Raw genomic sequence first — 13605 nt, 5'->3', positions numbered from 1 at the left:
GCGGGACAGCAGCAGGTCGCGCTTTGGGCCAGGCGGATTTGCGGCCGTTCGCGCGGTCGATACAGGCAGGCGCCAAGGGCACTTGCGCTGGGTCGACGTCGACGCCGTAGCCGGTGGCTAAGCCTGCCAGGCCGAGGCGTCCCTGCCCGACAGCGTCGAGCCTTTCGCCCATGTGGGTCGATCCGGCGCCGAGCCGGGACAGCCGGCCTGGCACTTGCGACATGGTCCGTCCCCTTCCCCCGTGTCCCCGGATGCCCACACCACTCCCCCTTGGAGTCGTCGGTTCCGACCGTTCGTGGCAGGACCGCGGCCACGAAGCATCGGAGCCCCTCACCGAAAGGACTGTGCGGGGCTCCGAGAGGTAAGCGCTCACGCTCCAACAGACGTGCGGCTTAGTACGAGTGGTGGACCTGCCAGTACGACCAGGCCTGGCAGGGACTGCCGTACCTCTGGTTCATGTAGTTGAGGCCCCACTTGATCTGCGTGGCCGGATTGGTCCGCCAGTCGGCGCCCACACTCGACATCTTGGAGCCGGGGTATGCCTGGACGAGACCGTAGGCACCGGAGCCCGCGTTGACCGCCTGATAGTTCCAGGTGGACTCGTGGCCCACGATGTTGCTGAAGCACTGGAACCGGCCCGCGCCCACGATCTGACGCGCAATCATCTGGATCTGCGCGATCGTGTAGGAGCTCCGGACCGGGAAGATGGAGGCACCGCGTGTGCCGGAGCGGCTGGCCGTCACCTGGGCCGCCTTGCGCTCCTTGGCTTCCTTTTCGGCCTTCTGCGCGGCCTGCTGGTCGGCCTTCTGCTTGGCCTGCTGCGCCGCCTGCTGCTTGGCAACCGCATCCGCGGCGGCCTGCATGCGGGCAGACTGCTCGGCGACCTTCCTGGCACCCTCGTCGGCGGCGATGGCCTGTGCGTCGGCCTGCTGCGTCAAGGACGCGGTCTGCACCTGGGCCTGCTGACCCACCGGAATGTCAGCGAGAAGCGTCGTGTCGCTTGCCGTCGCCTCGGCGTCGCTTCCGGGCCGGCCGGTGCTGCTTGAGGCAACACCAGTAACGGCGCCTACAGCGGTGACCGCCGTGGCCGAAGCCACGGCGAATCCCCGGACCGAAATTCGGCTCACGCCGGCCTCCCAACTCCGAGGTCACGGGCGACACAGGCCGCGACAGCTACGCCGAGACGGTCAGCAGTGCGACCAACCGAACGGTCCACGTACATGAGATCCCCTGCCCATGTGAAGCGGGTTATCGCCTCCTATACGCAGGGGCCCGGCGCCAGGTTGCATCGGATCGGAACCTATGTTCGAGTTCGAAGGCGATCGGATCGTCGGGGTGTGCGGTCCCCCACCATCCTGCACCGCCGAGGCTCCGCAAACGGCGACCGCCAAGCTCCACGGCTCAGGGCGAGCGCCCGACCAACAGCACACCTACGGACGCCACAAAGGCATCGAAGCACGCCTTGGGTCCCTCCTTCGGCGAAGCCCGCGCCCGCTTTGTTCACCACAAACGACGGAGTGTGTCCACGGGTTCGGAAGACGGCCGCCGGTCGGCCGCACCGCGAATGTGCACGGAAAATGAGGTCACCGCGTGGGATGGTCCGGAACTGTCAAGGCGGCGGACCATCGGGATCCGAAACTGTCAGGGCGGAAGGGCACTCACCTCGACAGGTGCTGGGCGAAGAAGGCTCGGACCAGAGCACGAACGGCGGGCACGGTGACGCACGGGTCTGCCCGGCCGACCATGGCGGCGCGCCCGGCGGCAGTCGTCAGGCCGGCATGCTGGAGCTGGGGGACGAGGGTCGCGTAGTCGGTGAAGACCCAGTGCTGGGTGTCGTCGAGCTGCCGCCGGGTGACGGGGCCCCCGTGAGCGAGGAGCGCTGCCCAGGACCGGTCCAGCCGGACGTTGCGGAAGCCGTCGGTGCCGGCCAGGAGCATCGGACGGTCCGTCCCCTGGCGGGCCACTGGCAGGAGTTCGCCGTCCACCTGGTCGAGGTAGCCCTCCAGGTTCACGGCGGCGGCGATCCGCCGGTCTTCGTACAGCGCCTGTGCCACCGCCGTGCCGCCGGCGGAGTGCCCATAGACCCCGACGCGCTCCAGACCGAGTGCGTCGAGGACGAAGCGGAGGTCGGCGACCCGGGTGTCGATCATGGTGCGGAAGGTGGCCGCGTCGGGCGGGCCCAGCAGCTCGGTGGTCCGGACGCGTTTGCGGCCCGGTCGCTCGTGAGGGAATGCGACCTCGCTCGCGTCCCCGGGGTGGTCGACAGTGACTACCGTCCAGCCGTGTGACGCGAGGTCCACCGCGAGGGCGCTCCCCATCGTGCGGGCGTCGCCCCCACCGGGGCTGTACAGCAGCACGGGACGTCGGCCGGGCAGGGGTGGGGCGCCGACCCTGGCATGGGTGAGGGTGGCGGCCCAGTCGACTCCGGACACGGGGAGTTCCGGGTGGATCAGAGGACCGTAGTGGGTGAATTCCGTGGCGGCGCCCGGGGTCAGTTGGGGGGCGCGTGGGAAGCCGCGTCCGGGGACGGCCGGTTGCAGGACGGTGACCATGAGTTCGCGTACGCCGATTCGGGGCTCCCACGGATCGTTGCGGGAGGAGTCGACGAGGTAGCGCGGCTTGGCACTGACGGGGTAGGGCCCGCTGGGCGTTGGCAGATGCAGACGCAGGAGCGTCGCGGCGTCGCGGGTGGCGGCGGAGGCCGGGGCGGTGCCGAGCAGCAGGGCGGCTGCTCCAGCGAGGGCGCCCTTGGCCAGGGAACGGCGACCGGGTGAGAAGGAAGAGATCATGGAGGGCATCCTGGGGTCGGGTGCTGTACCGAGGCGAAGCCTTCGGCCAGATCCGAAAGGCTGGCGCGGAGCGGGGGGATGTGCGTGATCCGGATCCATTTCACGGCGGACGATTTCGCCCGGGTGCGGTTCGCTCCGCGGCCCTCGCCCGTGCCCGAGCTGCATGCAGCCCTGATGATGCTGGCTGCCCCGCACGAGGAGTTGCTGTTCGGGCGCTGGCGGCACCGACTGCTGCGCATACTCCCTGACGCGGTCGACCCGCTCGCGGACCTGATGCCGGACGGGGTGGCCCCCGCCTTCCTCGACGTTCTCGGGGACACACCGGATGAGGGGTTCGCCCTGATCAGGGGAACCGGCCCGGAGCTGGTACGGGCCGGGATCGAGCAGGTCTACGCGCGACGGCCGGCCCCGCCATGGATCCGAGCCCTGCACGGCGGGGACGCCGAGGCCTGGCGGATCCTCGGCAGGGCCCAGCGAGCGGCCCACGAGACGGTGCTCGCACCGGTGTGGCCCCGGGTGCAGGACCTGCATCGGGAGGAATTCACTCGCTATGCCTTGGCCGTCGCCGAACGGGGCCTGAGCGGGGCCCTGGCTCACCTGGTCCCCGGGGCACAGCTGCGCGACGGGGTCTGGGAGTGGCCCCGGCCGGGTGGGTCCGGGGTGCGGGAGGTTCGGCTCGGTGGGCGTGGGCTGATCCTGCGGCCGACCTTCCACTGGCGGTGCGGACCGCTCGTCCAGGACGTGCCCGACCGTCCGGTGGCGCTCGCCTACCACGTCGCCTCGGGGCTGCCGCTCGTCCCGGACGGGGGCGGTGTACGGGGCGAGGCCCTGGCGGGAGTTCTTGGGAGCACCCGGCTCGCCATCCTGTGTTCCTTGGACATGGCTCGGACGACCACGGAGCTGGCACGCCGTGTCGGCGTCAGCAGCGCGACTGCCTCCGCCCACGCCTCGGCCCTGCGCGCCGCTGGTCTCCTCACCACCACCCGCACGGGCCGCTCCGTGCACCACCTACGCACAGCCCTGGCCGAGCTGCTGCTGAACGGCGGTGCGGCTGATGGCTAGGAACTCCCAACAGAATTGGTCGCCCTCCGATCCGCGCGCGGTGAGGCAAGGCGAGCGCGCGGAAAGATCGCTGCTCTGCATGAGCGTTGTCCTACGACGACCGTCCCGGTCACCGGTTGAGGCCGCGCAGCACCGGGACGCCGGGACCGGCGGCGGTCAGGCCGGCGAGGACGGCTCCGGCGAAGCGGCGCCGCGCAGGCACGCACGTTCTCAGATGCGGCAGGCATGGCCGGGACCTCCTGGGCCTGCCCACCGCATCGGCCGGCTCCCCCACCGATGCGTTTGGTCTTCGCAGGCTCGGGCCGCCATGTGCGATCAGGCGGCGGCTCCCTACTCGCGGTGCAGCGGCCTGACGCCCCGCAGGGGATATCGGGCAGGGCCGTACCGGTCCTCCCCCGGGCCAAGACTCATGCCTCGGGGAGCCGGTCGAGGAAGCCGAGGACGGAGGTGATCCGGCCGTCCTCGCCCAGAGTGACCACGTCCGAGCCGGCGACCGGCGCCGAGCCGTCAGCGGTCGACACCAGCTCCCAGCTGAAGCGGGCGATGTGATGGTTACCGTCCACGCCACCGACCAACCTGAACTCAAAGCCGGGGAACTGCTCGTGCGCGGCCCCGATCACCGCGGCGATCTGCCCGTGGCCGCGCACGTCTGCCAGCGGATCGGTGTACGTGCCGTCCTGCGACCACGCCGCGGCAACCGCCTTGGCGATCGCCTCGGCGCCAGTGGCGTTCCACGCCTCGAAGTAACGGGCAACGGCGGCAGCATAGTTCGACATGACAGGACTCCCGATTTCGGTGAAGTGACCTGGCCATCAGGTCGGTTGGCTTGGGCTTCGAGCTGGAGTGCGCCGGCCCGGAACCCGATGGCTCCACCCTGCCGCGCCCCGCCCGCCCACGCGATTACCGCTCAGGTAATGAGGTCCGGGCTCGCTGAAGCAGCTGCCAGCCTCACGTCCTGATCCAGGGCATCCGTCCCCCAACTGGCCGACGCCCGCGCACTGGCACCCCACCTCTCAGTCACAGCTCGCGCCGCGGGGGCGGCTCCTGGGCCGGTGTTGCTCCCGGCAGTCGGCCCAGCCGGCCGTTTGACTGTCGTTGGCGGATCGGCCAACCTCGCGGGCGTCGGACGGGTGGCTTCCCCGTTGTTCCGGCTGCCATGCGCCCGCATACTCCCCCCCGGAACCCTCCGATCAGCGGGACCGCAGGGATCCTGAAGGAGGAGCCATGGGCTCGATGACCGACGAGTTGCGTCGGCGCAAACCACTGGACCGGTTGATGGCGGAGGCCGAGGGCGACGGCTCGGGGGCTCCGCTGCGGCGCACCCTGGGCCTGTGGCAGCTGACGCTGCTCGGCATCAGCTCGGTCGTCGGCACCGGCATCTTCTTCGTGCTCGGTACGACCGTGCCCAAGGCCGGTCCCGGTGTGGTGGTCTCGTTCGCGATCGCCGCGGTCGGGCGACGTCCAACTCCAGGATCCGCGGGTGGGTGACGTGATCGCGCTCCCGGTGACCGGTGCGTACTGCTACTCGCTCTCGAACAACTACAACGGAGCCCACCGCCCGCCCGTCGTGTTCTGCCGTGACGGTGAGGCGCGCGAGGTGGTGCGCCGTGAGACGTACGAGGACCTGCTGCGCCGCGACGTGGACCGCATGTCCGTCGCCACGCCGGACGGGACATGAACGGGACACCGCAGGGGAACCACACCGACCAAGCGCAGTGGCACTGAGGGCCGCCTGGAACCGGGCTCGGCCGCCGTGTCGCTCGAGCAGCGCGAGCCGCCGGCGTTGCCGTTTGTGTCCGTGCGCAGGAGACAGGCATGGGGCAGGGCGCGACGCTGGCCGATGTGGGGCAGGTCGACGGGGCCTTGCGGATAATTGCGAAACCGCAGGTCAGAGCGTCGCCTCAGTGAGGCGCTGGAACGCCTCTTCTTGAATTCGGGAACGCTTGAGGCATCTCCGCAGGTCAACGCAGTAGCTGGGCGCGCCTGACGACGTAGCATTTTCTGGCCTCCCCACTGAGGCGTGCCTGTCAGGCTGGGGCGCGTACGGAACCTTGTGTAAGAGGTCGCGCGGATAGGCGCGGTTGGGCGTCGGCAACAGTACGGGCGCAGGTTCCGGTGATCATGGAAGTTCGCTGGGGAGACCAGTGCTCGCGCTTCGAGGATGCGGCCGGATGGTGTGACCGCCTGTCGACCGTGGCGGCCGCCCCTGCCGATCGCGGTGATCTGTCGGCCGCGCTCATCCGCCCCGACGGCCTCGTCGCCTGGGCTGCCGCCTCGGGCCCGTCCGCCGACACCGCAGCTCGGGCGACCGCGCTGCGCACCTGGATCGGTGAACCACGCACATGCATGGCGAACGGCCAGAAAGGTGAACCTGCCCAGCCTGAAGGCAGGAAAAGCACCGGGCAACGCATAGGGAAGGTCTGATGGTGTGCGATCCACTCCGGCGGTCGGTTCGGCACAGATCTGCCCTGATGCTGCCGAACGGCCGTCCCGCCTCCGCACCGGCAAAACATCCGAGGAGCAGGAACGACGATGGCACCCGACCCGACAATCTCCCAGGTGAACATGACCCTGGCTGCCCTTGCAGCCACCGGGGCCACCCCGCGTCCGTCCGGGGAAACCCTGGAGCAGCAGACCAAACGAATCATCACCGGCATCGACGCGCAACTGAGCGATCCCACCCTTGCGACGCAGGACGAGTGGGAGCTGGTGTGGCTGGCCCTGAGCGAGGCCAACGCCAATATGGCCTACCTCGCACGGAGCACCAACGGCTCGAACGAGTTCGCCGTGGTCGCTCGCGGAACGGACGCCGATTGGACCGACATCCTCGAAGATCTCGAGGTCGGCACGGTCGTCCCGTTCCCCGAAAGCGGATCGCCGAAGCCCATCTACGTTTCCAAGGGGGCAAAGGACGCGTTCACACGAGTGGTCACCGCCCGCTCGATCGCCTCTCCCTCCCCGAACGCCACGCTCGCTCAGGCGCTCGCCGTCGCGCTCAAGGCAGCGCCCTCCTCGCCGCAGCCGACCGTCTATCTGACCGGCCACAGCCTGGGCGGTTGCATCGCCAGCATGCTCGCGCCGTACCTGCAGGCACAGACCTGGCCGAAACAGCCGAAGTTCGCGGTGATGACCTACGCCGCTCCCACCGCCGGCGTGCAGAGCTTCGTCGACTACTTCGACTCCATTCCGTGGGTCATCGACGAGCGCCAGAACAACGCCTACGACCTGGTACCGCACGCGTGGGCCGATCTCGACACCACCGCCGACTGGTACCCGAGCCCGGGACCGCAGGCGACCGAAGAAGTGAAGCTGCTCATCGGGAAGATCGCCAGGCGCACCAACGGCAACGTCTACGTCCAGCCCGGCACGCTCTGCCTGATGAACACCGGATACACGAGCTTTTCCGAGAAGCTGATCCACAAGACCACCCAGGACTTCCTCGGCCAGATCGCCTACCAGCACGCCAACTCCACCTACCTGGACCTGGTGGGGGCGCCTGACGTGCCTTCCCCGCCGGTGGTGACCGACCTGAGTCCCACCTTCGGCGCAGCAGGCGACACGGTGACCATCAACGGCACGGGTTTCAGTAAGGACAGCATGGTCGACTTCGGCCGCTTCGCCTGCACCGAGCCGCCCACCATCGACTCCTCCGGTCTCAAGATCACCGCCAAGGTCCCCAACGGAACAGGCGTCGTCCACGTCCGCGTCACCAACACCCTCGGCACCTCCCCGGCCATCGCGATGTCGCAGTTCGCCTATGGCGGACCCGCACCTGTAGTGGTCAGTTCGGTCAGCCCGACCAGTGGAAAGGTCGGCACCCCGGTCACCATCAACGGCGAGGGCTTCGCCCAGGGCGCCACCGTGCACTTCAAGGACACGGCATCCGACTCGGTCAAGTTCGTCTCCACCGGCCAGCTCACCGCAACAGCGCCCGGTCTGCTCGACGTCCAACAGACGGTGAACATCACCGTGACGGTCGGCAAGGCCACCTCTCCCACCAGCCCGGACGACGAGTTCACCTACACCGGACGGTAGCGCCCGCACGCCCCGTTGCTGGGGTGGCCCTTCGAGCAGCCCCGGGCCCTTGCCGCCGACCGGTCGAAGCGTGCCTGGGCGAGGGATCGCCGAAGGACCTTTCGCCCTGCGGCGAGCAAGCCACGGAGCTGTGCGGCACGGCAGAGCAGCTGCCGGGCGACCAGGTGTCCGTAACCCCCGATAGACCGGGGCCGGGACAAGTCGAGGCACCGATGTGCCAGAGTCCGGGTACCGCGGTGCGGTGGCGGCTCGACGACAGCCCCGGCCGCCAGGTCAGGTTCTGGTCGAGCTCGGCGGAGCCGCCGTAGGGGTCGCCGGGGACGGCGTTGCGGTTGCCGCGCGGCCCGGCGGGACCCGTGAGGGGGCCAGTACGTGCTACTGGCCCACCACGACCGGCCGTCGTCTGCAACAAGCTCCTCAACGGCGGTGCCATAGCCAGCTATACGAGGTGTACGGCGGCTTGGCCTCCGGCCCCTTCTGTTGGAGGTGGCGCGGATAGGGGTGCGGTCATGGTCGGCGGTTGGGGCGTTCGTCCCAGCGGTGAGTTGTCCATGCCCGCCCCGGCACCGTCTTCGGCGATGTGCCGTTGCGGCTGTTGCCCGAGCCACGGTCCGCCCGATCGCGCTTCTCGTATCCGAGGTGGTCGGTCATCTTCGCGTCCAGGACCCGCTCCAGCACGGCCCGGGTCACCTCCGTCAGCAGCCCGCTTCCCCCAGCAGGGCAGCACCCAAAGCGTCGGCGCGGTCCATCAGCGCTCGACCACCTCATCCCCGAGCTTGTCCTCGACCGATTCGACGACAGGGATCTCGTTGTCGTTCGTGCCCGTCCGTCCCTGCTGGTCAAACCCCAGGTCAGGGCCCGGCCAGCCTGCCACATCACGGACTTACGCGATCTATCAGATGCCCCCTCAGGCTGTGCTGAGCGTTGCACCGTCCACCCAGCGGGCCAGGACGCTGAAGGCGGCCAGCTGTTCCAGCGCCTCGTGCTCACGCAGTTCGGACAAGCCGCCCTCATGGCTGTTGGGGTTGCGGATGCCGGCGTAGCAGCCCTCAGCGAAGGCCATCGCGCCGCGGTGAATGCTCTTGAAGGTGTCGCTGTTGCCGTCAGCCATGAGGCGTAGCCGAGGCTGGCCGAGCTTGGGTGGATCCTTGGAGAACACGCTCTGGAAGAGAGCGGTCTCGCTCGCGTCGCGACGCGAGACTCTGTTCTGTGTCTCGGCGTTGACCTTCTTGGCCGCTGCGGTGACAGCCTCACGGAAGTGGCCGCTTAGCCCCGGTCGCCCGGCGGCCGCCGCGTCTCAGCCCCGCGGCCGCATCGCCGATAGGTCCTCCTCCGCGACCGCGGGGTCCGCCGTGAGAGCCGCGTGGACCGCGCGCAGCACCGGCAGATCGGTGACCGCGGTGGCCAGGGCCACGTCCTTCGCGGCCAGCGCGAGGGGGAAGTGCGCCTCGGTGGCGTAGACCCGGTCCGTCGCCCCCGCCATCGGGCTGCGCGCCAGGGCGCCCCGGGTGAGCTGCTCGGGCAGCCCGAACTCGCGTGCCAGCGCCAGAGCCTCGGCCACGACGGCGACGCCGCCGATCGCGGCATTGATGAGAACGAGCTTGAGTGCCGCGCCGCTGCCGAGGGCACCGCACCGGGTGACGGTGCCCAGTTCGGCGAGCACCTTGTCAACGGGCGTCGGGTCGCCGCCCGCCAGGATGAGCAGTTCGCCCGCGGCCGCGCGGTCGACGCTGCCCATGACCGGGGCGTCAAGCAGGGTGACGCCGTCGGGCAGGCGGCCGGCCAGGTCTGACACGGTGTCCGGGCCGACCGTCGAGGTGTCGATCCAGACGGTGCCGGGGCGGAGTGCGGGAATCATCGCGTCGGCGACGGACGTGGCCGCCTCCGGGTCCGCGAGCATCGTGAAGACGATGTCGGCGTCGGCAACGGCTTCGGCCGGAGTCGCCACGACGTCGGCACCCGCGGCGCGGAAGGGTTCGGTCCGAGCCGGCGTCCGGTTCCAGACGGTCAGCCGGTGGCCGGCGGCGAGCAGGCGGCGCGCCATCGGGGTACCCATAGAGCCGAGTCCGAGAAATGCGATCTTTTCCATGCGGACGACGGTAGGACGCCTCTATCCACGCAACAAGCGAATGTCTAGCATGGAATCCATGCCCAAAACGCATGGCGAAGGCGCTGGCGCCTTTGGCGCCCCGGCCGGCCTCCCCGGCTTCAGCAGCCTGTACGAGGTGTTCCTGACCGTCGCCGATGAGGGGTCGTTCACGGCGGCGGCGCGACGGCTGGGCTACACACAGTCGGCCGTCTCACGCCAGGTCCAGGCGCTGGAGGACCACGTGAGGTCGGTGCTCTTCGACCGGATGCCGCGCGGTGTCCGGCTCACGGAGGCGGGACGGGTCCTGCGCCCGCACGCCGAGGCCGTCCTCGACCGCATCGCGCTCGCGCGTTCCGAGCTGGAGGCGCTGCGGACGGTCGACGGCGGCCGGTTGCGGGTCGGCGCATTCGCGACGGCTGATGCCGCCCTGATGCCACGGGCGCTGGCCGCCTTCCGGGAGCGGCATCCACGCGTCCTGGTGACCCGTACGGAGGGCCTCTCGTCCATGCTGCTCGCACGGCTGGAGGCGGGCGACCTGGACCTGGCCGTGATCAGTACGACGGGTGGACCCCGCCTCGACGGATGCGTCCTGCACCATCTGCTCGACGAGCCCATGAACGTCCTGCTGCCCGCGGGACATCCTCTGGCGGAGCAACGCAGTGTGCGGCTCGCCGAGCTGGCCGACGAGGAGTGGATCACGGGCGGCGAACGCTCGGCGGACACCTTGCTGCACCCCGCGCTGACCGCCGACTTCCAGCCTCGCCGGGGCTACGCTGTCCGCGAGTGGATCGCCAAGCAGGGGTTCGTCGCGGCGGGCCTCGGTGTGACACTGCTTCCGGCCCTGGCCCGGGACTCCGTACGGGCCGGCGTCGTAGCGGTCCCCTTGCATCCGGACGATCTGCCGCCGCGGAAGGTGTACGCGGCGACACCGCACGGCCTCGCACCGCCGCCCGCCGTCGAGGCGTTCCTGACGACGTTGCGGGAGGCGGTGCCGGAACCGGACCGTGCCACGCGGCCGTGTCGCTGACGGACACCGAAGGCGGACTCCCGGCCACCGGGCAGCACTGGCCCTCCAGCACGGCATCGTCGATGCGGCCCCGGGCCGCAACGGCATGAGGCACGGCACGCTGATCGTGGCCGCCCGGTATCTGCACCACGCCCCTCACCGCACCCGCGTGTGCCGTCGGCCAACCGGCATTGGCGAAGGCATCTCTGCCTGAAGGCGAGCACCGATGCCAAAGCTGAGCGAAGGACAGGGTTGTCACCAGGTGAGCAGCCCAAAAGAATGTTTCCGGATTCCTGTCACATCCGCGTGCGCCGATCCGTCAGTGTTGTGAAGACGCCAACCAGGCGGACGCGAAGGAGAGCAGCCATGACGAACACCTCCATCTCCCGGATGCCCAACCCCGCCGAGTTCGTGCCCGAGCTGAACGACATCAGCGCGGCCCTCTTCCGGGCCACAGGCAACCGCTCGGTGCCGCGCACCACGATGAGCCTCGTCCACCTGCGCGCCGGGCAGATCGTCGGCAACACCTATCTGACGATCCTCAACACCGGCTTCCTGCGCAAGGCCGGGGAGTCCGAGGAGCGCATCACCGCCGTCTCCTCCTGGCAGGACGCCCCCTACTTCACCGACGCCGAGCGCGCCGCTCTCGCCTTGGTGGAGGCCACCCTTCAGCCCGCACCCCACGGCAAGGAGCGCGTCTCCGACGAGCTGTACACCGAGGTGGCCAAGCACTACGACGAGAAGGCGCTGGCCACCCTGACCATCGCGATCGGCCAGATCAACTTCTTCATCGCCCTCGCCGTCATCGGCAAGCCCCAGCCGGTCAGCTCCCTCGCCGACGAACAGTGGGACTGACCTGACCTTGCCGAGAGCCTCCATAAGAGCCGTGACATGGTGGCGCAGCGGGATTGCCTCGCCCCTGAGGTAGATGGTGTCCCGCCGCGCGATCTTCCAGCGCTGGGAGTTGTCTCGCGTGCAGTTCGCCGCCGAGACCAGCTGGTTGGCCAGCTGCGCGAGGCAGTAGTTGGTGTCCTTGGTTGCGAAGTTGTGGAAGTCGGCGACCACTTGGCGGTCAAAACCTGCCACTCGTCGTGGAGTTCGGCCAGACCGCGGCCGCGAGCCGGTCGAGGGCGGCGGGGTTGTGGAACACCTGAGCGTCTGGTCCCGCAAACTCACAAGGGGGTAACAGTCGCCGATGACTGTTACCCCCTGCTGGCCTCGCCGGGACAGCGGGGCCCACTACGGTCAACCCGAACCACGGAACTCCGTCGCGAGCCAGCTTCACCAACGACGGCGACACCGTCGACTGTGCGCCGAAGGTACTGCACGTCGCCCAGGCGAAACCGGGTACCGCGAACAAGAACCCCCATGCCGCAGCGGCGTATCCAGGCCACTTGTTCAGGTGGAGACGCACTGCCCGGCGCGGGACGGGACGCACTGCGTCGTCCCAGGAATGCATGATCGGCATGACTCGACCATGGTCCCGAACCGCGACGAGGTGCGTCGTTCGCACGGAGTATCCGGCTCCCCCACGAGAGCTACCTCTCGGCGCCCGAGCCGCGAGCAGTCCCGACCGGCACTCCAACGAGCTTTGGGGCCTGTCGCTTTGGTCAGGGTTGAGTCCGGATGAGGGTGGCGGCGAGGTGGGGTGCGGCTTCGTGGGCGATGGCGAGTTGGAGACGGTTGACACAGGATCGAGGTGCTCACGTGCGCTGGGGGAATATGGGGATATAGCGTCGCGATCATGAAATCGCAGACTGACATCATCACCGACCAGGCGCCGGCCGATCCGGCCGCCGGCGACGATGTGCTCGCCACTCAGCCCATCGGCTACTGGAGCGGCCTCGCCCACACGACCGTCACCCGGCATCTGCGTGATGCCATGGCCAGAATCGACGTCACGCAGCCGCAGTACTGGGTGTTGAACCGCGTGAACGGCGGGTCCGCGGCGCCGAGCCGCGAGGAGGTCGTCATCCAGTTGACGCCCCTCGCGGACGGGCAGCACGAGATTGCCCGGGTCGTCGACCAACTGCTCCACCGCGGATGGCTGCGGATCGACGCCGCGCAGCGCCTGCACCTCACCGATGCCGGGCAGGCTGCCAGGATGGGACTGCGCGAGCTGGTGACCGAGCTGCGCGCCGTGGTCCACGAGGGCATCAGCGATGAGGAGTACGTGGTCGCGCTCAAGGTGCTGCGCAGGATGGTTGCGAACGTTGAGCGTGGCGGCAGCTCCTAGGGTCTGTGTCTTGTGCCGTTTGCGGGTCCGGACGAGGATGACGGGGGGGGCGCTTCACCCCGTCCCGGAATACGCCCGGCCCGTCTGGGAGCGGTGGCTTGCCGGGCCGCCGGACACCCCGGTTCCTGGGCCGGTCTCGGCACCCGGCAGCGCGGGGTCCGGCTCGATCTCGTCAGGGGACGGGCCTGTCGGCGCGCGTGCCCGGACCGGTCGTCCGCTCACGAGTGTGAGCCCGACGGCCGGCACATCACCGACATCCCCAGCCTCTATCTGGCACTCGGCGAGGCGGTGAAGGGGCCGGGCGGCTGCATCGGCGGACTCCAACGCGCATGCGTCCTGCTGCACGGCGCCGCTCCGCCTGCGCCGATGCGCGCACACCGCCGCCGGG

Annotated in this window: 11 protein-coding genes and 4 pseudogenes; 9 read left to right on the top strand and 6 right to left on the bottom strand. The window is 69.5% G+C overall.

Features of this window, described 5'->3' with window-relative positions:
• Positions 1–392 precede the first annotated feature (392 nt).
• Both ACWCP6_RS18830 and ACWCP6_RS18825 read right to left on the bottom strand, forming a co-directional pair.
• The gene (locus ACWCP6_RS18830; RefSeq protein ID WP_450933578.1) at positions 393–1127 is read right to left on the bottom strand and encodes an aggregation-promoting factor C-terminal-like domain-containing protein; all 735 of its coding nucleotides are present in this window, start codon (positions 1125–1127) and stop codon (positions 393–395) included.
• A gap of 531 nt (positions 1128–1658) precedes the next feature.
• Complete coding sequence (locus ACWCP6_RS18825; protein ID WP_450933577.1) at positions 1659–2789, bottom strand: alpha/beta fold hydrolase; 1131 nt, start codon at positions 2787–2789, stop codon at positions 1659–1661.
• Between the two features lie 78 nt (positions 2790–2867).
• Between ACWCP6_RS18825 and ACWCP6_RS18820 the strand changes: the two genes are divergently transcribed.
• The gene (locus tag ACWCP6_RS18820; protein ID WP_450933576.1) at positions 2868–3851 is read left to right on the top strand and encodes an ArsR family transcriptional regulator; all 984 of its coding nucleotides are present in this window, start codon (positions 2868–2870) and stop codon (positions 3849–3851) included.
• A 407-nt stretch (positions 3852–4258) separates the two neighbouring features.
• Here the strand turns inward: ACWCP6_RS18820 and ACWCP6_RS18815 are convergent, their stop codons facing one another.
• Entirely contained in the window at positions 4259–4627 is a 369-nt protein-coding gene (locus tag ACWCP6_RS18815) for a nuclear transport factor 2 family protein (RefSeq protein WP_450933575.1), read from the bottom strand.
• 448 nt (positions 4628–5075) lie between these two features.
• Between ACWCP6_RS18815 and ACWCP6_RS18810 the strand changes: the two genes are divergently transcribed.
• From ACWCP6_RS18810 to ACWCP6_RS18795, 4 genes and pseudogenes are all read left to right on the top strand, one after another.
• Complete coding sequence (locus ACWCP6_RS18810) at positions 5076–5339, top strand: hypothetical protein (protein WP_450933701.1); 264 nt, start codon at positions 5076–5078, stop codon at positions 5337–5339.
• Positions 5302–5529 (top strand): annotated as a pseudogene (locus ACWCP6_RS18805) (diaminopimelate decarboxylase); the annotation flags it as partial. The gene ACWCP6_RS18810 and the pseudogene ACWCP6_RS18805, both read left to right, overlap by 38 nt.
• Before the next feature lie 437 nt (positions 5530–5966).
• Positions 5967–6275 (top strand): aromatic-ring hydroxylase C-terminal domain-containing protein, encoded by a 309-nt coding sequence (locus tag ACWCP6_RS18800; protein WP_450933574.1) that lies wholly within the window; start codon positions 5967–5969, stop codon positions 6273–6275.
• Positions 6276–6383: 108 nt separating this feature from the next.
• On the top strand, positions 6384–7886 hold the full coding sequence (locus tag ACWCP6_RS18795; protein WP_450933573.1) for an IPT/TIG domain-containing protein: 1503 nt from the start codon (positions 6384–6386) through the stop codon (positions 7884–7886).
• A gap of 564 nt (positions 7887–8450) precedes the next feature.
• Here the strand turns inward: ACWCP6_RS18795 and ACWCP6_RS18790 are convergent.
• From ACWCP6_RS18790 to ACWCP6_RS18780, 3 genes and pseudogenes are all read right to left on the bottom strand, one after another.
• Positions 8451–8691 (bottom strand): annotated as a pseudogene (locus ACWCP6_RS18790) (transposase); the annotation flags it as partial.
• 102 nt (positions 8692–8793) lie between these two features.
• A pseudogene (locus ACWCP6_RS18785) lies at positions 8794–9144 on the bottom strand (TIGR02391 family protein); the annotation flags it as partial.
• 39 nt (positions 9145–9183) lie between these two features.
• Positions 9184–9975 carry an NAD(P)-dependent oxidoreductase gene (locus tag ACWCP6_RS18780; RefSeq protein ID WP_450933572.1) on the bottom strand — a complete coding sequence of 264 codons (792 nt, stop codon included), beginning with the start codon at positions 9973–9975 and terminating at the stop codon, positions 9184–9186.
• Between the two features lie 58 nt (positions 9976–10033).
• Here ACWCP6_RS18780 and ACWCP6_RS18775 point away from each other — a divergent pair, with 58 nt between their 5' ends.
• From ACWCP6_RS18775 to ACWCP6_RS18760, 4 genes and pseudogenes are all read left to right on the top strand, one after another.
• The gene (locus ACWCP6_RS18775) at positions 10034–11002 is read left to right on the top strand and encodes a LysR family transcriptional regulator (protein ID WP_450933571.1); all 969 of its coding nucleotides are present in this window, start codon (positions 10034–10036) and stop codon (positions 11000–11002) included.
• A gap of 345 nt (positions 11003–11347) precedes the next feature.
• On the top strand, positions 11348–11836 hold the full coding sequence (locus ACWCP6_RS18770) for a carboxymuconolactone decarboxylase family protein (RefSeq protein ID WP_450933570.1): 489 nt from the start codon (positions 11348–11350) through the stop codon (positions 11834–11836).
• A gap of 889 nt (positions 11837–12725) precedes the next feature.
• Positions 12726–13217: a MarR family winged helix-turn-helix transcriptional regulator gene (locus ACWCP6_RS18765; protein ID WP_450933569.1), complete on the top strand. Its 492-nt coding sequence runs from the start codon at positions 12726–12728 to the stop codon at positions 13215–13217.
• Positions 13218–13269: 52 nt separating this feature from the next.
• Positions 13270–13535, top strand: a pseudogene (locus ACWCP6_RS18760) (barstar family protein); the annotation flags it as partial.
• Between the last annotated feature and the right edge of the window lie 70 nt (positions 13536–13605).

The organism is Streptomyces sp. NPDC002004, assembly GCF_053593975.1.
Note: the sequence above shows the minus strand (reverse complement) of the source record. Positions and strands in the feature narration are given on the sequence as shown.

Coding starts and splice junctions, on each gene's coding strand:
- ACWCP6_RS18775 (WP_450933571.1), top strand. CDS start 10,034: ATGCCCAAAACGCATGGCGAAGGCGCTGGCGCCTTTGGCGCCCCGGCC.
- ACWCP6_RS18815 (WP_450933575.1), bottom strand. CDS start 4,627: ATGTCGAACTATGCTGCCGCCGTTGCCCGTTACTTCGAGGCGTGGAAC.
- ACWCP6_RS18765 (WP_450933569.1), top strand. CDS start 12,726: ATGAAATCGCAGACTGACATCATCACCGACCAGGCGCCGGCCGATCCG.
- ACWCP6_RS18770 (WP_450933570.1), top strand. CDS start 11,348: ATGACGAACACCTCCATCTCCCGGATGCCCAACCCCGCCGAGTTCGTG.
- ACWCP6_RS18810 (WP_450933701.1), top strand. CDS start 5,076: ATGGGCTCGATGACCGACGAGTTGCGTCGGCGCAAACCACTGGACCGG.
- ACWCP6_RS18820 (WP_450933576.1), top strand. CDS start 2,868: ATGTGCGTGATCCGGATCCATTTCACGGCGGACGATTTCGCCCGGGTG.
- ACWCP6_RS18795 (WP_450933573.1), top strand. CDS start 6,384: ATGGCACCCGACCCGACAATCTCCCAGGTGAACATGACCCTGGCTGCC.
- ACWCP6_RS18825 (WP_450933577.1), bottom strand. CDS start 2,789: ATGATCTCTTCCTTCTCACCCGGTCGCCGTTCCCTGGCCAAGGGCGCC.
- ACWCP6_RS18780 (WP_450933572.1), bottom strand. CDS start 9,975: ATGGAAAAGATCGCATTTCTCGGACTCGGCTCTATGGGTACCCCGATG.